This is a genomic window from Streptomyces ipomoeae 91-03 (genome assembly GCF_000317595.1).
GTDB lineage: Bacteria > Actinomycetota > Actinomycetes > Streptomycetales > Streptomycetaceae > Streptomyces > Streptomyces ipomoeae.
On record NZ_AEJC01000655.1, the window covers coordinates 1 to 15,984 of the forward strand.

The window sequence follows — 15,984 nt, forward strand, 5'->3', positions numbered from 1 at the left end:
TCAGACCACTGATCCGACGACCCTCGACCCGACGACGAGTGATCCCGATCCGCCCAGTGATCCACCCGCCGATCCACCGTCCGAAGACACGGGAGATCCAGGAGATCCGGGAGACCCAGGGGGTCCGGGCGGAGACCCGGGCGACCCCGTCGAGGACCCGGCCCAGCCCGTATGGATCTGAACCCTGTGGGAGTCACCGATGCAGTCAGAAGCACCGCATGGGGGAGCCGGCCGGGTCATCGCCGACCGCTACGTCCTGCTGAACCGGCTGGGCAGTGGCGGTATGGGCCATGTCTGGCTCGCCCACGACCAGCAGCTGGACTGTGAGGTCGCGCTCAAGGAAGTCGTGTTCCGCAACCCCGGCGAGGCCGAGCGGGACCGCACGGCGCGGGTGGCCCGGGCCCGCGCCGAGGCCCGGCACGCCGCGGTCCTGCGCGACCATCCGAACGTGGCCACCGTCCACGACGTCCTGGAATACGACGGGCTCCCGTGGATCGTCATGGAGTACGTGCCGGGCGCCCTCGACCTCAAGGCCCTCGTCACCCGGCGCGGCGCCCTCGCGCCCGCCGAGTGCGCCCGGATCGGGCTCGCCGTGCTGGACGCGCTGACCGCCGGGCACGACCGGGGCATCATGCACCGGGACGTCAAACCGGCCAACATCCTGCTCGCCCCCGACCGCACCGGCACCCCGTACGCCCGCGTCCTGCTCACCGACTACGGCATCTCCGTCCAGCCCCACACCCAGGAGACCCGCTACACCCGTACCCACGTCCTGATCGGCACCGCCGGCTATCTGGCACCGGAGCGGGCCCAGGGCGGGCCGCCGACCCCCGAGTCCGACCTGTTCTCGCTGGGCTGCACGCTGTACTACGCCGTGGAGGGATACGGCCCCTTCGACCGGGACTCGGAGATCGAGGCCCTGACCGCGGTCGTCCTCAGCGAACCCCGTCCGACCCTGCGCGCGGGCGCCCTGGAACCGCTCCTGGCCGCCATGCTCGAAAAGGACCCCGCACGCCGGATCACCGCCGCCGACACCGAGGCGGCGCTCTCCGCGATCGTGACACCCCAGGCCCACCCGCGGACCCAGTCCGATCTGGGCTCGCAACCCCAGTGGGCCAACGCGACGACCCACACGGCCGCCCCCGAGGTACTCGTCTCCCCCATCCCGCACGAGCCCGCCTGGTACTCCCCGACACCCCCCGCCGAGCCGTCCGCCCCCGCCGACCGCGGCTTCGGTCCTCCCCCGGCCACCACCACCCGCCGCCCCCGCCATCGTGCCTGGGCCCTCCTCGCGGGTGTGGCGACCACGGTCGTCCTGACCCTGGCGGTCGGCGGCATCTGGTACGGCGTGGAGAATCTGCGGGACCTCGGCGGCAGCGGCTCCGACGGCGGCAGCGCCGGCGGGAAACCGTACGGGAACGCGGTCGGGCTGACCGAGCCGCTGAAGGACGGCGACTGTGTGCACGCGGTCTGGCCGGACAAGCGGTTCTCGGGCACACCGCTGCTCCAGGTCGTCCCGCAGTGCGCGGGACCCGACGTCGACGGGCAGGTGATGGCGTTCTACGAGGCGTCGTCCGCCGCGGACGCGCGGGCCGGCGGGGCCGCCCAGTGCGAACAGCTCACCTCCGAGGACCGGGGCCTGCTCGTGGATGTCCGCTCGTACCCCGTGCTGCCGACCGACGAGGGCTTCGACGCCGCGGGGCAACGGGTCGTCTGCCTGGTGCTGGGCGAACGCAGGCCGATGTACGGGCCCATCGGGCGGCACCGGGAGCCGGGGAAGACGGTCATGGAGGACACGGCCACCATCCAGATGCGGGACTGTCTCGACAAGATCACCGACAACAAGATCCGGTTGGCCTGGTGCCAGGACCCCCACCAGTCCGAAGTGCTCGGATTCCATGAGATGAGCGCCGGTACGACGTACGGGAAGGCGCAGAAGACCGCCAAGAAGGCCTGCTTCGAGAACATGCCGCCGGAGGACTACGGATACGCCCCGGACACCGTCCTCCCCGACTTCTGGATCAGCGAGGACGGCTGGAAAAAGGGCGCCCATTTCGTCGTATGCACCGTCGTTTCCGCCAGGGGAGGCACCATGGAAGGACAAGAAGCCTGAGGACCTGAGAAAGGGTGTTGCGATGCCCGGTTCGACGAAGGCCATGGGGGCGCTCACCATGGGTGGGCTGGTCGTGGTGACGGCCTACACGGTGGCGCTCGGCAGCAATGGCTGGCTGTGGTTCGGTTGGGTCGTCCTCGGTCTGCTGACGCTGGGCATGGTGGCGTCGCGCACCTGAGACTCGCCCCCGGTGACCGTCAGTCCCGGGGGATTCCCCCGTCCGGGTGTACGCCCGGCTGGTATTTGGGCAGCCGGGCGGTGATCTTCATACCGGCGCCGACCGCGGTCTCGATGACGAGGCCGTGGTCGTCGCCGTACACCTGGCGAAGCCGTTCGTCGACGTTGCTGAGGCCGATGCCGCCCGAGGGGCTGACCTCGCCCGCCAGGATGCGGCGGAGCAGGTCGGGGTCCATGCCGACGCCGTCGTCCTCGATGACGACCAGCGCCTCGGCGCCCGCGTCCTGGGCGGTGATGCTGATGTGGCTCTTGTCGAGCCTGCCTTCGAGGCCGTGTTTGACGGCGTTCTCCACCAGGGGCTGGAGGCAGAGGAAGGGCAGGGTGACCGGCAGGACCTCGGGGGCTATCTGAAGGGTGACGGAGAGACGGTCGCCGAAGCGGGCCCGGACCAGCGCCAAGTAGTGGTCGATGGCGTGGAGTTCGTCGGCGAGGGTGGTGAAGTCACCGTGCCTGCGGAACGAGTAGCGGGTGAAGTCGGCGAATTCCAGGAGGAGTTCGCGGGCGCGCTCGGGGTCGGTGCGGACGAACGAGGCGATCACCGCGAGCGAGTTGAAGATGAAGTGCGGGGATATCTGGGCGCGCAGGGCCTTGATCTCGGCCTCTATCAGGCGGGTGCGGGACTGGTCGAGATCGGCGAGTTCGAGTTGGACGGAGACCCAGCGGGCGACCTCCCCGGCGGCTCGGACCAGGACGGCGGACTCCAGGGGAGCGCAGGCGACGAGGGCGCCGTGGACGCGGTCGTCGACCGTGAGGGGGGCGACGACCGCCCAGCGGACCGGGCAGTCGATGATGTCGCAGGTGAGGCGGAAGGCCTCGCCCCGGCCGCTCTCCAGGGGGCCCGCCAGCCGCTCCAGGATCTGGGCGCGGTGGTGCTCCCCCACGCCCTCCCAGACCAGGACCGACTCGTGGTCGGTGAGGCAGAGGGCGTCAGTGCCGAGCAGCGTGCGCAGCCGTTTGGCGGACTTGCGGGCCGTTTCCTCGGTGAGGCCTGCGCGCAGTGGGGGTGCGGCGAGGGTCGCGGTGTGCAGGGTCTGGAAGGTGGCGTGCTCGACAGGGGTGCCGAGGCCGCCGAGACTGCTGCGCGGCCGGGCGGTACGGCGGCCGAGCCAGAAGCCGGCCGCGAGCAACGGCAGCACGGCCACGAAGAACCCGGCCAGGAACCCTCTGACTTCACCGCTCATCGCTCACCTCCCGCATGTGATACACGCTGACGCGCCTCCTGCATGTGGTACACCGCTCACCGCCCGCAGGTTCCCTCCGTCCACCGGTCCCTCCTCACCGCCCACAGGTTCCCTTCCGTCCACGGGCCCCTCCTCACCGCCGCCACAGTTCGATCTCCTTCGACGCCGCCCGTGACTGGCCGCCCACCAGTTCCTCCGGCAGATGGAAGCGGGCCAGGATCGCGGGCGTCTCGGCGGGGACCTTGCTCGGGGTGGCCAGGGACACCAGGGCCATCGTCAGGAAGCCGAGGGGGACGGACCAGAGGGCGGGCCAGGCGAGGAGGGCGTGGAGGGTGCCGGTGCCGGGGTATCCGGCCATGGTCGCCGCGACCGCGAGGAGGGCCGAGCCGCCGCCGACCAGCATGCCCGCCGCCGCGCCGGGTGGGGTGAGGCGGCGCCACCAGATGCCGAGGACGAGAAGTGGACAGAAGGAGGAGGCGGACACGGCGAAGGCGAGTCCGACCGCGTCGGCGACCGGCAGTCCGCCCACGAGGACGCTGGCGGCGAGGGGGACGGCCGTCGCGAGGACCGTGCCGAGCCGGAAGTGCCGTACGCCTCGGGTGGGCAGGACGTCCTGGGTGAGGACGCCGGCGACGGCCACCGTCAGCCCGGAGGCGGTGGACAGGAACGCCGCGAACGCGCCGCCCGCGACCAGCGCGCCGAGGAGGTCGCCGCCGAGGCCGCCGATCATGCGGTCCGGGAGGAGCAGGACCGCGGCGTCGGCGTCCTCGGTGAGGGTGAGGTCGGGGGCGTAGAGCCTGCCGAGGGCGCCGTAGACGGGTGGCAGGAGGTAGAAGGCGCCGATCAGGCCGAGGACGACGACCGTGGTGCGGCGGGCGGCGACGCCGTGCGGGCTGGTGTAGAAGCGGACGACGACGTGGGGCAGGCCCATCGTGCCGAGGAAGGTGGCGAGGATCAGCCCGTACGTGGCGTACAGCGGGCGTTCCTCGCGGCCGGCGGCGAGGGAGGTGGACATGCCGCCGTTGCTGCCGCGGTCCGCGACGGGAACGGTGTCGCCCTCGGCGAAGGTCAGTCGGGTGCCCCGCTCGATGCGGTGGGTGCCGGTGGGCAGGTCGACGCGCCGGTCGTCGTGGCGACGGCCGTCGATCGTGCCGGAGGCGGTGACGGTCAGCGGGCTCGCGAGTTTGAGGTCCACGCTCTCGTCGACGCGGACGACTCGTTGTTCGCGGAAGGTCGCCGGTTCGTCGAAGGCGTGGCGTGGGGCGCCGTCGCCCTGCCAGGCGAGGACGAGGAAGAGCGCGGGAACGAGGAGGGCGGTGAGCTTGAGCCAGTACTGGAAGGCCTGGACGAAGGTGATGCTGCGCATGCCGCCGGCGGCGACCGTGGCGGAGACGACGACGGCGACGATGACGGCGCCGAGCCACTGGGGCGCGTTCGTGAGCACGTTCAACGTCAGCCCGGCGCCCTGGAGTTGGGGCAGGAGGTAGAGCCAGCCGACGCCGACGACGAAGGCCCCGGCGAGGCGTCGTACCGTCTTGGAGGCGAGCCGGGCCTCGGCGAAGTCCGGCAGGGTGTAGGCGCCCGAGCGGCGCAGCGGGGCGGCGACGAAGAGGAGGAGGACGAGGTAGCCGGCGGTGTAGCCGACCGGGTACCAGAGCATGTCGGGGCCCTGGACGAGGACGAGGCCCGCGATGCCGAGGAAGGAGGCGGCGGAGAGGTATTCGCCGCTGATCGCGGCGGCGTTGAGGCGGGGGCCGACGGTGCGGGAGGCGACGTAGAAGTCGGAGGTGGTGCGGGAGATGCGCAGGCCGAAGGCGCCGACGAAGACGGTGGCCACGACGACGAGGGCGACGGCGGGGACGGCGTAGTTGTCGTTCATGAGGTCACGGCGTTCATGAGGTCATGGCGTTCATGAGGTCATGGCGTTCATGTGGTCGCGGTCCCGTCGCCTCAGCGGTCCTCGACGAGGCGTACGAGGTCCTGTTCGTTGCGTTCGGCGCGGCGTACGTGCCGGCGGGCGAGGAGGACCAGCGGCGGGTAGACGCCGAAGCCGAGGACGGCCCACTCCAGGCCGGCGCCGTCCGGCATCGCGGCGAAGACCAGGGGCAGCGGGGCGACCAACAGGACCAGGACCGCGAACACGGCGAGTGCGGCGCGGAGTTGGCTGCGCATGAGGGAGCGGACGTAGGTGTGGCCGAGGGTGGTCTGTTCGTCGATCTCGGTGCGGGGGCGGTGGTAGCCGGAACGCTGGGGGTACCTCCCGCTCGCACGCCGCGAGTGGGGGCCGGTGTGCCGGGGCGGGCCGGTGACGACGACGCGGCGTTCGGTGGGGTCCTGCGGCATGTCGTCTCCTCAGCCGGTGGTCCGGCGCATCAGCAGATCGCGCAGTTCGCGGGCGTGGCGGCGGCTGACCTGGAGTTCGACCGAGCCAACGAGGACGCTGACGCTGCCGGCGTCGAGGCGGAGTTCGCCGATGTGGCGCAGGGCGACGAGATGGCGTCGGTGGATGCGGACGAAGCCGCGGGCGCGCCAGCGTTCTTCGAGGGTGGAGAGGGGGATGCGGACGAGGTGGCTGCCCTGCGGGGTGTGCAGTCGGGCGTAGTCGCCCTGGGCCTCGACGTGGGTGATGTCGTCGACGGCGACGAAGCGGGTCACTCCGCCGAGCTCGACGGGTATCTGGTCCGGGTCGGGTTCGTGGACCGGTATGGGCGGGGCCGCGTCGCGGAGCTGGGCGGCCCGGCGTATCGCTTCGGCGAGGCGTTCGCGGCGTACGGGTTTGAGGACGTAGTCGACGGCCTTGAGGTCGAAGGCCTGGACGGCGAAGCCCTCGTGGGCGGTGACGAAGACGACGAGCGGGGGCCGGGCGAAGCCGGTGAGGAGACGGGCGAGGTCGAGGCCGTCGAGTCCGGCCATGTGGATGTCGAGGAAGACGACGTCGATCGCGTCGGGTCCGTCGGGGCCGGACTCCAGGGCGCGGTTGATCCGGCGCAGCGCCTCGATGGCGTCGCTCGCGCCCTCGGCGCTGCCGATCCGCGGATCCGCGTTCAGCAGGTACAGCAGTTCCTCGAGGGAGGGTTTCTCGTCATCGACGGCGAGCGCGCGCAGCATGAACGTGGAGTGTAGGAGTAATTCGTACGCCTGCACACGGGCGCGCGCCGGACGTGTTCGAGGCACTCCGCCGCGGACCCGTCCCTGGATACAGTGCCCGCATGAACAGCAAGTCCGCGGCGTTCGACGAACTCGACCGCAAGATCATCACGGCGTTGATGGCGAACGCGAGGACCAGCTTCGCCGAGATCGGCTCGGCCATCGGTCTTTCGGCCACCGCGGTCAAGCGGCGGGTGGACCGGCTGCGTGAGACGGGGGTGATCACCGGGTTCACCGCGACGGTGAAACCGGCGGCGCTGGGCTGGCGCACGGAGGCGTACGTGGAGGTGTACTGCGAGGGCGCGGCGCCGCCCCGGCGGCTGGCTGAGGTGGTGCGCAATTATCCGGAGATCACCGCGGCGATGACGGTGACCGGTGGCGCGGACGCGCTGCTGCACGTGCGGGCCGTGGATGTGGAGCACTTCGAGGAGGTGCTGGAGCGGATCCGCGCCGAGCCGTTCATCCGGAAGACGATCAGCTACATGGTGCTGTCCCACCTGCTGCCCGAGGCCCCTGAGGCGGGCGCCACCCAGGACGCAGCGACCGTGCGCTGACCTCGCCCAACACGCAGCATTACTGCGCGAACACGCAACGTTCTTTTCTTGTCGCGCATCCTGCCCGATTCCTACCGTAGTGTCATCCCAGCCGACACTCGCAGGAAGCGGAGAGACCCTCTGTGCCCGACAGCCGTGTGCCGCGCCTTCGGCGCTTTCTCGTCTGCGAACCCAGACATTTCGCCGTTCAGTACTCGATCAACCCCTGGATGCACCCGGACACCCCCGTGGATGTCGATCTCGCCCAGGACCAGTGGCAGGAGCTGATCCGCGCCTACCGGGCCCATGGCCACACCGTGGAGACCGTGGAGCCGGTGGCGGCGCTGCCCGACATGGTGTTCGCGGCCAACTGCGCGCTCGTCCTCGGCGGCCGTGTCCTCGGTTCGCTGTTCCACGCGCCCGAGCGGCGCCCCGAGTCCATCGCCTACGACGCCTGGTTCAAGAACGCCGGGTACGAGGTCTTGCGGTCCGAGTCGGTGTGCGAAGGGGAGGGCGATCTGATTCCGACCGGCCGCTACCTCCTCGCCGGCACCGGTTTCCGCACCACCCGTGAGGCCCACCGTCAGGCGCAGGAGTTCTTCGGCGTCCCCGTGATCAGCCTCCAGCTGGTCGACCCTCGCTTCTACCACCTGGACACCGCCCTGTTCGTCCTGGACGACGGGCCCGACGGGAACATCGCGTACTACCCGGAGGCGTTCTCCCCCGGCAGCCGTGCCGTCCTCGCCCGCCTCTACCCCGACGCGGTGATCGCCTCCCGCGACGACGCCATGGCCTTCGGCCTGAACTCGGTGTCCGACGGCCGCCACGTCTTCATCTCGCCCCGTGCCAAGGAACTCGCCGACCAGCTCGACCGGCAGGGCTACGTCCCCGTCCCCGTCGATCTGTCGGAGTTCCAGAAGGCCGGCGGTGGCATCAAGTGCTGCACGCAGGAGATCCGCCCATGACCGAGGAGATCCCACGTGACCCAGGAGGTCCGCTCATGACCGCCCCCGTCCGTACGCGTTCGTCGGCCGACCTCATCAGTGCCGAGGAGCCCGTCCTCGCGCACAACTACCACCCGCTGCCCGTGGTCGTCGCCCGCGCGGAGGGCGCCTGGGTCGAGGACGTCGAGGGCCGCCGCTATCTGGACATGCTGGCCGGCTACTCCGCCCTCAACTTCGGCCATCGCCACCCCGCCCTGATCGACGCCGCCCACCGCCAGCTGGACACCCTCACCCTCACCTCCCGCGCCTTCCACAACGACCGCCTCGCCGGCTTCGCCGAGTCCCTGGCCGAGTTGATCGGCCTTGACATGGTGCTCCCGATGAACACCGGCGCCGAGGCCGTCGAGAGCGCGATCAAGGTGGCCCGCAAATGGGCGTACGAGGTGAAGGGCGTGCCGGTGGATCGGGCGACGATCGTGGTCGCCGAGAACAACTTCCACGGCCGTACGACGACGATCGTGAGCTTCTCCACGGACCCGGAGGCCCGCACCGGCTTCGGCCCGTTCACACCGGGCTTCCGGGTGGTCCCGTACAACGACCTGGCAGCGCTGGAAGCGGCGATCGACGACACCACGGCGGCGGTGTTGATCGAGCCCATCCAGGGCGAGGCCGGCGTCATGATCCCGGACGACGGCTATCTGCGCGGCGTCCGCGACCTGACCCGCCGCACCGGCTGCCTCTTCATCGCCGACGAGATCCAGTCGGGCCTCGGCCGCACCGGCCGCACCCTCGCCGTGGAACACGAGGACGTCCTCCCCGACGCCGTACTCCTCGGCAAGGCCCTCGGCGGCGGCATCGTGCCGGTGTCGGCGGTCGTGGCCCGCCGAGAGGTGCTGTCGGTGTTGCGCCCCGGCGAACACGGCTCGACGTTCGGCGGCAACCCGCTGGCGGCTGCGGTGGGCTCGGCCGTGGTCGAACTGCTGCGGACCGGTGAGTTCCAGCACCGGGCGGCCGAACTGGGTGTGCTGCTGAGGGACGGGCTGACCGCCCTTGTCGGCAGGGGTGTTGTCGGCTTCCGCTCACGCGGCCTGTGGGCGGGCGTGGACATCGACCCGACGATCGGCACGGGCCGGGAGATCTGTCACCGTTTGATGGCCCGGGGCATCCTGGTCAAGGACACCCACGGCTCGACCATCAGGTTGGCCCCACCGCTGACGATCACGGGGCCGGAGCTGATGGCGGCGCTGGGTACGTTGGGGGATGTTCTGGGGGCCTGATCGCCGTGGGGGCGTGGGTTGCTGGGCGGGTGCGGGTTGTGTGTGGCTGGTCGCGCCCGCCTCAGAGCACGGGGTGCCCCCAGGTTTTCAGGGGCGCGGGGAACTGCGCGACCAGCCCCCGCCCACCCGCACACGCTCAACAACGTCGTCCTCCCGAGCTCGTGGGCGGACGGCGAAGCGGCGCGGCCCCTCCGCGGGGGCGAGAAACGCCGGCGGACTCCCCGATCGCCGACTGCCGACGCGTCATCGACGCGATCGGCGCCCAGGGCGCCCTGAGCGCGCGGGCCGGCATCGGTGAACCGGCGACCTCCGTGGCCGCACTGCACGACTCCTACCAGGACGCCCGGGACGCGCCCCATCTCACCACTCGCGGAGTGGGCGGCTCCCCCGTCCAGCCGATCCGTGATCTACGGGTGCACCAGGTCCTCGCGGCGGTCGGCCGGCCCGCCCGCACCCGCCTCCTCGAACTGACCGCCGCGGAGCTGCGCGCGCAGCCGGACTGGCCGGTGCTCCACGACACGATCACCGCTTGGTGCGAGAGCTGCTTCCGTCCCGTACGCGCCTCCGCGGCCCTCCACGTCCACCGCAAGACCGTCGTCCACCGCACGCACAAGATCGAACAGCTCACCGGCCGCCCGCTGAGCGCCCCCGGCACCACCGCCTCACCCCGCGAACAGCACCGCGCCCACGGGCCCGCCTCGCAAACAGGACGGCGCCCATGTGCGCCTCGCAAACAGGACCGCGAAGAGAACAAGGTCACCTTCGATCCCTCTACTGCTCGTCTGGTGGGCTGTCCTAGCATCCGAGCATGACGGTCCTGCCTGATGACGGGCTTTCGCTGGCCGCCGAGTTCCCTGACGCGACGCTTGAGCAGTGGCAGCAGCTGGTGGCTGGTGTGCTGCGCAGGTCCGGCAGGGAGGTCGAGCGGGCCGAGGCGGAGGACGCCCTGTCCACCGCGCTGGAGGACGGGTTGCGCACGCGCCCGCTGTACACCGCGGCCGACGCCGTATCCGACCCCGGTCTGCCCGGCTTCGCGCCCTATGTACGCGGTGGCCGAGCCGAGGGGAACACGGTCGGCGGCTGGGACGTACGCCAACAGCACACGGTGGCGGACGCCGACGCGGTCCTGACCGACCTGGAGAACGGGGCCACCTCGCTGTGGCTGGTCGTGGGCGAGTCCGCGGGCATCCCGGTCTCCGCGCTCGACGGTGTCCTCGACGGGGTCTACCTGGACCTCGCGCCGATCGTGCTGGACGCGGGCGACGAGGTCGAGCCGGCCGCACGGCGGCTGCTGCGGCTGTACGAGGAGCGAGGCGTCGCCGACGACGCGGCGCGCGGCAACCTGGGCGCCGACCCCTTGGCGTACGCGGCCCGTACCGGCCGGTCGTTCGGCTTCACCCCCGTGGCCGAACTGGCGCGGCTCTGCGCCGAGCGGTACCCGGGGCTGCGGGCGCTGACCGTGGACGCGTTGCCGTACCACGGCGCCGGTGGTTCCGCCGCGCAGGAGCTGGGCTGCTCCCTGGCGACAGGGGTGTCGTATCTGCGGGAGCTGACGGCGGCGGGGCTGAGCGTCGAACAGGCCTGTGGGCAGCTGGAGTTCCGGTACGCGGCCACCGACGACCAGTTCCTGACCATCGCCAAGCTGCGGGCGGCACGCCGGTTGTGGGCGCGGGTGGCCGAGGTGTGCGGGGCGCCCGCCTCGGGTGCGCAGATACAGCACGTGGTGACGTCGCCGGTGATGATGGCGCGCCGCGACCCGTGGGTGAACATGCTGCGGACGACGGTCGCCGCGCTGGCCGCCGGAGTGGGCGGGGCCGACTCGGTCACCGTGCTGCCCTTCGACGACGCGCTCGGTCTGCCGAACGCGTTCGCGCGTCGCATCGCCCGCAACACGTCCACCATCCTCATCGAGGAATCGCATCTGTCCCGGGTGATCGATCCGGCGGGCGGTTCCTGGTACGTGGAGCGACTGACGGACGAACTCGCCCAGGCCGCCTGGGCGCAGTTCCAGTGGATCGAGCGGATGGGCGGCCAAGCGGCAGCACTGCGCGACGGATACCTCGGCCCTGATCTGGCCAATACCTGGGCGGCGCGGACCAACAAGCTCGCCAAGCGCCGCGAACCCATCACCGGCGTCAGCGAGTTCCCGCACCTGCACGAGAAGCCCGTGGAACGCGCCCCCGCGCCCCAGCCGCCCTCCGGTGGGCTGCCGCAGGTACGGCGCGACGACGCGTACGAGGTCCTGCGCGCCCGCTCCGACGCCCATCTGACCGCGACCGGCGCCCGGCCGCGGATCTTCCTGGCCGCGCTCGGTCCGGCCGCCGCGCACACCGCGCGCCTGACCTTCGCCTCGAACCTCTTCCAGGCGGGCGGCATCGAGCCCGTGACCGAGGGCACGTTCGAGGAGAGCGGGGCCCGGGAGGTGTGCCTGTGCTCCAGCGACACGCTGTACGAGGAGCAGGCCGAGTCGGTCGCCGGGGCGCTGCGGGCGGCGGGTGCCGAGCACGTCACCCTCGCCGGCCGTCCCGCTTCCTACGCCGGAGTCGACTCGTACGTCTTCGCGGGCTGTGACGCCGTCGCCGTGCTGTCCGCCGCTCTCGACCGCATGGGGGTCTCCTGATGTCGTCCATCCCCGACTTCTCCGGGATCGAGCTGGGAACGCCGACGCCCGCCGGCCACCCCGACGAATGGCGCGGGGCCGTGAAGAAGGCCACCGGTGGTGACGACCTGCTGTGGGAGACCCCGGAGGGCATCACGGTCAAGCCGCTCTACACCGGGCAGGACCTGGAGGGCCTGGACTTCCTGGGCACCTACCCGGGCATCACCCCGTATCTGCGCGGCCCGTACCCGACGATGTACGTCAACCAGCCCTGGACGATCCGCCAGTACGCGGGCTTCTCCACGGCCGAGGAGTCCAACGCCTTCTACCGGCGCAATCTGGCGGCCGGTCAGAAGGGCCTGTCGGTCGCCTTCGACCTGCCGACGCACCGGGGTTACGACAGCGACCACCCGAGGGTGACGGGTGATGTCGGCATGGCGGGCGTGGCGATCGACTCGATCTACGACATGCGGCAGCTCTTCGACGGCATCCCGCTGGACAAGATGACGGTGTCCATGACGATGAACGGCGCCGTGCTCCCGGTGCTGGCGCTCTACATCGTCGCGGCGGAGGAACAGGGCGTACCGCCGGAGAAGTTGGCCGGGACCATCCAGAACGACATCCTCAAGGAGTTCATGGTCCGCAACACCTACATCTATCCGCCGAAGCCGTCGATGCGGATCATCTCCGACATCTTCGCCTTCACCTCGCGGCGGATGCCCCGCTACAACTCGATCTCCATCTCCGGCTACCACATCCAGGAGGCGGGCGCGACGGCCGACCTGGAGCTGGCGTACACCCTCGCGGACGGCGTGGAGTACATCCGGGCGGGGCGGGAGGCGGGCCTGGACGTGGACGCGTTCGCGCCGCGGCTCTCCTTCTTCTGGGCGATCGGCATGAACTTCTTCATGGAGATCGCCAAGCTGCGGGCGGCGCGGCTGCTGTGGGCGAAGCTGGTGAAGCAGTTCGACCCGCAGAACGCCAAGTCGCTGTCCCTGCGCACCCATTCGCAGACCTCGGGCTGGTCGCTGACCGCGCAGGACGTGTTCAACAACGTCACGCGTACGTGCGTCGAGGCGATGGCGGCCACCCAGGGCCACACCCAGTCCCTGCACACCAACGCCCTCGACGAGGCGCTGGCCCTGCCCACCGACTTCTCGGCGCGCATCGCCCGCAACACCCAGCTGCTGATCCAGCAGGAGTCCGGCACGACACGGGTGATCGACCCGTGGGGCGGCAGCGCCTACGTGGAGCGGCTGACATACGACCTGGCGCGGCGGGCCTGGCAGCACATCCAGGAGGTGGAGGCCGCCGGTGGCATGGCGCAGGCCATCGACGCGGGCATCCCGAAGCTGCGCGTCGAGGAGGCGGCGGCCCGCACCCAGGCCCGGATCGACTCCGGGCGCCAGCCGGTGATCGGCGTGAACAAGTACCGGGTCGACAACGACGAGCAGATCGAGGTCCTCAAGGTCGACAACTCCTCGGTGCGCGCCCAGCAGATCGAGAAGCTGCGGCGGCTGCGCGCGGAGCGGGACGAGACCGCCTGCCAGGACGCGCTCGACGCGCTGACCCGGGCGGCCGACGGCGAGGGCAATCTGCTGGAGCTGGCGGTGCGGGCGGCGCGGGCCAAGGCGACGGTCGGGGAGATCTCGTACGCCCTGGAGAAGGTGTACGGGCGGCACGCGAGCCAGATCCGTACGATCGCCGGTGTGTACCGCAACGAAGCAGGTGAGTCCCCGTCCGTGGACCGCACCCGTGCCGTGGTCGACGCGTTCGCGGAGGCGGAGGGGCGTCGGCCGCGCATCCTGGTCGCCAAGATGGGGCAGGACGGCCACGACCGCGGCCAGAAGGTGATCGCGACCGCCTTCGCGGACCTCGGCTTCGACGTGGATGTCGGCCCGCTGTTCCAGACCCCGGCGGAGGTGGCCCGTCAGGCGGTGGAGGCGGATGTGCACATCGTCGGGGTGTCGTCGCTGGCCGCCGGGCATCTGGCGCTCGTTCCGGCGCTGCGGGAGCAGTTGGCCGAGGAGGGCCGTGAGGACATCATGATCGTGGTGGGCGGGGTGATCCCGCCGCAGGATGTGCCGACGCTGCTGGAGATGGGCGCGGCGGCCGTCTTCCCGCCGGGCACGGTGATCCCGGACGCGGCACACGACCTGGTGACGCGGCTGGCGGCCGACCTCGGACACGGCGACCTGTGAGGCGATGAGCCGATGGCCATCGATCTCGACACATATGTGAAGGGTGTGCTCGACGGGAAGCGGGCGATCATCGCCCGCGCCATCACCCTCGTCGAGTCCACCCGTCCCCAACACCGCGGGCTGGCCCAGGAGTTGCTGACCGAGCTGCTGCCGCACAGTGGCCGGGCCCGGCGGATCGGGGTCAGCGGGGTGCCCGGTGTGGGCAAGTCGACGTTCATCGACGCGTTCGGCACCATGCTGACCGGGTTCGGCCACCGGGTCGCGGTGCTCGCCGTCGACCCGTCGTCCAGCCGGACCGGCGGCTCGATCCTCGGTGACAAGACCCGTATGGAGCGGCTGGCCGTCGACCCGGCGGCCTTCGTCCGCCCCTCCCCCACCGCCGGCACGCTCGGCGGCGTCGCCAGGGCGACCCGTGAGTCGATCGTGGTGATGGAGGCCGCCGGCTACGACGTGGTCCTGGTGGAGACGGTCGGTGTCGGCCAGTCCGAGACGGCCGTGGCCAACATGGTCGACTCGTTCCTGCTGTTGACGCTGGCTCGCACCGGCGACCAGTTGCAGGGCATCAAGAAGGGTGTTCTGGAGCTGGCCGACGTGATCGCCGTCAACAAGGCGGACGGCCCGCATGAACGCGACGCCCGGTCCGCCGCCCGGGAGTTGGCGGGCGCGCTCCGGCTCATGCACGGCAAGGACGCGTTCTGGACGCCGCCCGTGCTCAGCTGCAGCGCACGGGAGTCCACCGGCCTGGACACCGTCTGGGAACGGCTGGAACAGCACCGCACGCTGCTGGACTCGGCCGGACGGCTCGCCGCCAAGCGCCGCGAGCAGCAGGTCGACTGGACATGGACCATGGTCCGCGACGAACTGCTGGGCCGCCTTCACGCGGACCCGGCGGTCCGGTCCCTCGCTCCCGCTCTGGAGGAACAGGTGAGGGCGGGCGAGTTGACGGCGACACTGGCCGCGGAACGCATCCTCGGGGCTTTCGGGCAGCGGGGGGCGCCTCCGCCGGTCGGTTGACGTGCGGTGGCCCGACCGGGGGGACGGTCGGCTTCCGGTGGGCCGGGGGAGGGCGGTGCCCCGGCGGTCAGTCGGCCAGGCCGAGTTCGCGGGGGCCGAGGGGTGCGAAGGAGCGGATGACGTCGGTTTCGGTGACCTCGGCGAGGGTCGGCGGGGACCAGCGTGGGGTGCGGTCCTTGTCGATGAGTTGGGCGCGGACGCCCTCCACCAGGTCGGCCGTGGTCAGGGCCGCGAGGGAGACCCGGTACTCCTGGTCCAGGACCTGCTCCAGTGTCTTCAGCCGCCGGGCCCGGCGCAGGGCGACCAGGGTGACCTTGAGCGCGGTGGGCGACTTGGTGAGCAGGGTCTCGGCGGCCTCCTTGGCCGCCGGGTCGCCGTGGGCGAGGAGGCGTTCGACGATCTCCTCGACGGTGTCGGCGGCGTAGCAGCTGTCGATCCATGCCGACCCGTGTGCCAGCTCCCCCTGCGGCGCGGGCCGGACATGGCGGGCGAGGGCGTCCCGTACGGGCAGGGCGGCGAGATCGTCGAGGAGCCGGGGGAGAGACGCGGACGGTACGAAGTGGTCGGCCAGGCCGCACAACCGGGCGTCGGCCGCGCCGATCCGAGCGCCCGTCAGGCCGAGGTGGGTGCCCAGCTCGCCCGGCGCACGGGAGAGCAGGTAGGTACCGCCGACGTCCGGTATGAAGCCGATGCCGGTCTCGGGCATCGCGACCCTCGACCGCTCGGTGACGATCCGGA

15 protein-coding genes are annotated in these 15,984 nt (G+C 71.3%); 10 read left to right on the plus strand and 5 right to left on the minus strand.

Annotated elements, in window-relative coordinates; all coding sequences use genetic code 11:
* The 3 genes from STRIP9103_RS52620 to STRIP9103_RS49665 form a co-directional block, all read left to right on the plus strand.
* On the plus strand, positions 1-181 hold a 181-nt coding region (locus STRIP9103_RS52620), incomplete at its 5' end, for a hypothetical protein (protein ID WP_009341368.1).
* A gap of 18 nt (positions 182-199) precedes the next feature.
* A complete protein-coding gene (locus tag STRIP9103_RS43140; RefSeq protein WP_009341349.1) occupies positions 200-2,113 on the plus strand; it encodes a serine/threonine-protein kinase in 1,914 nt (637 codons plus the stop codon).
* Positions 2,114-2,135: 22 nt separating this feature from the next.
* Positions 2,136-2,291, plus strand: coding sequence for a hypothetical protein (locus STRIP9103_RS49665; RefSeq protein WP_009341362.1), 156 nt, complete (start codon positions 2,136-2,138; stop codon positions 2,289-2,291).
* 19 nt (positions 2,292-2,310) lie between these two features.
* Here the strand turns inward: STRIP9103_RS49665 and STRIP9103_RS43150 are convergent, their stop codons facing one another.
* The 4 genes from STRIP9103_RS43150 to STRIP9103_RS43165 form a co-directional block, all read right to left on the minus strand.
* Positions 2,311-3,531 carry a sensor histidine kinase gene (locus tag STRIP9103_RS43150; protein WP_009341369.1) on the minus strand — a complete coding sequence of 407 codons (1,221 nt, stop codon included), beginning with the start codon at positions 3,529-3,531 and terminating at the stop codon, positions 2,311-2,313.
* A 133-nt stretch (positions 3,532-3,664) separates the two neighbouring features.
* Positions 3,665-5,410: a sodium/solute symporter gene (locus tag STRIP9103_RS43155; RefSeq protein WP_009341351.1), complete on the minus strand. Its 1,746-nt coding sequence runs from the start codon at positions 5,408-5,410 to the stop codon at positions 3,665-3,667.
* 71 nt (positions 5,411-5,481) lie between these two features.
* Positions 5,482-5,874 (minus strand): hypothetical protein, encoded by a 393-nt coding sequence (locus tag STRIP9103_RS43160; protein ID WP_009341361.1) that lies wholly within the window; start codon positions 5,872-5,874, stop codon positions 5,482-5,484.
* 9 nt (positions 5,875-5,883) lie between these two features.
* Positions 5,884-6,639 (minus strand): LytR/AlgR family response regulator transcription factor, encoded by a 756-nt coding sequence (locus STRIP9103_RS43165; RefSeq protein WP_009341366.1) that lies wholly within the window; start codon positions 6,637-6,639, stop codon positions 5,884-5,886.
* A gap of 101 nt (positions 6,640-6,740) precedes the next feature.
* On the opposite strand from STRIP9103_RS43165, the gene STRIP9103_RS43170 reads away from it, so the two are divergent.
* From STRIP9103_RS43170 to meaB, 7 genes are all read left to right on the plus strand, one after another.
* The gene (locus STRIP9103_RS43170; protein ID WP_009341365.1) at positions 6,741-7,232 is read left to right on the plus strand and encodes an Lrp/AsnC family transcriptional regulator; all 492 of its coding nucleotides are present in this window, start codon (positions 6,741-6,743) and stop codon (positions 7,230-7,232) included.
* 122 nt (positions 7,233-7,354) lie between these two features.
* Positions 7,355-8,176 (plus strand): dimethylargininase, encoded by an 822-nt coding sequence (gene ddaH / locus STRIP9103_RS43175; protein WP_009341363.1) that lies wholly within the window; start codon positions 7,355-7,357, stop codon positions 8,174-8,176.
* A 35-nt stretch (positions 8,177-8,211) separates the two neighbouring features.
* Positions 8,212-9,432 (plus strand): ornithine--oxo-acid transaminase, encoded by a 1,221-nt coding sequence (gene rocD, locus STRIP9103_RS43180; RefSeq protein WP_048822145.1) that lies wholly within the window; start codon positions 8,212-8,214, stop codon positions 9,430-9,432.
* Positions 9,433-9,593: 161 nt separating this feature from the next.
* Positions 9,594-10,244, plus strand: coding sequence for a PucR family transcriptional regulator (locus STRIP9103_RS45380; protein ID WP_009341367.1), 651 nt, complete (start codon positions 9,594-9,596; stop codon positions 10,242-10,244).
* Positions 10,241-12,052 (plus strand): methylmalonyl-CoA mutase family protein, encoded by a 1,812-nt coding sequence (locus STRIP9103_RS43190; RefSeq protein WP_009341355.1) that lies wholly within the window; start codon positions 10,241-10,243, stop codon positions 12,050-12,052. Before STRIP9103_RS45380 ends, STRIP9103_RS43190 begins: the two co-directional genes overlap by 4 nt.
* Positions 12,052-14,232 carry a methylmalonyl-CoA mutase gene (scpA, locus tag STRIP9103_RS43195; RefSeq protein WP_009341359.1) on the plus strand — a complete coding sequence of 727 codons (2,181 nt, stop codon included), beginning with the start codon at positions 12,052-12,054 and terminating at the stop codon, positions 14,230-14,232. Before STRIP9103_RS43190 ends, scpA begins: the two co-directional genes overlap by 1 nt.
* 12 nt (positions 14,233-14,244) lie before the next feature.
* Positions 14,245-15,246 carry a methylmalonyl Co-A mutase-associated GTPase MeaB gene (meaB, locus tag STRIP9103_RS43200; protein WP_009341364.1) on the plus strand — a complete coding sequence of 334 codons (1,002 nt, stop codon included), beginning with the start codon at positions 14,245-14,247 and terminating at the stop codon, positions 15,244-15,246.
* A 67-nt stretch (positions 15,247-15,313) separates the two neighbouring features.
* Here the strand turns inward: meaB and STRIP9103_RS43205 are convergent.
* Positions 15,314-15,984 (minus strand): enoyl-CoA hydratase/isomerase family protein (locus STRIP9103_RS43205; protein WP_009341357.1); only part of this gene is annotated, 671 nt, incomplete at its 5' end.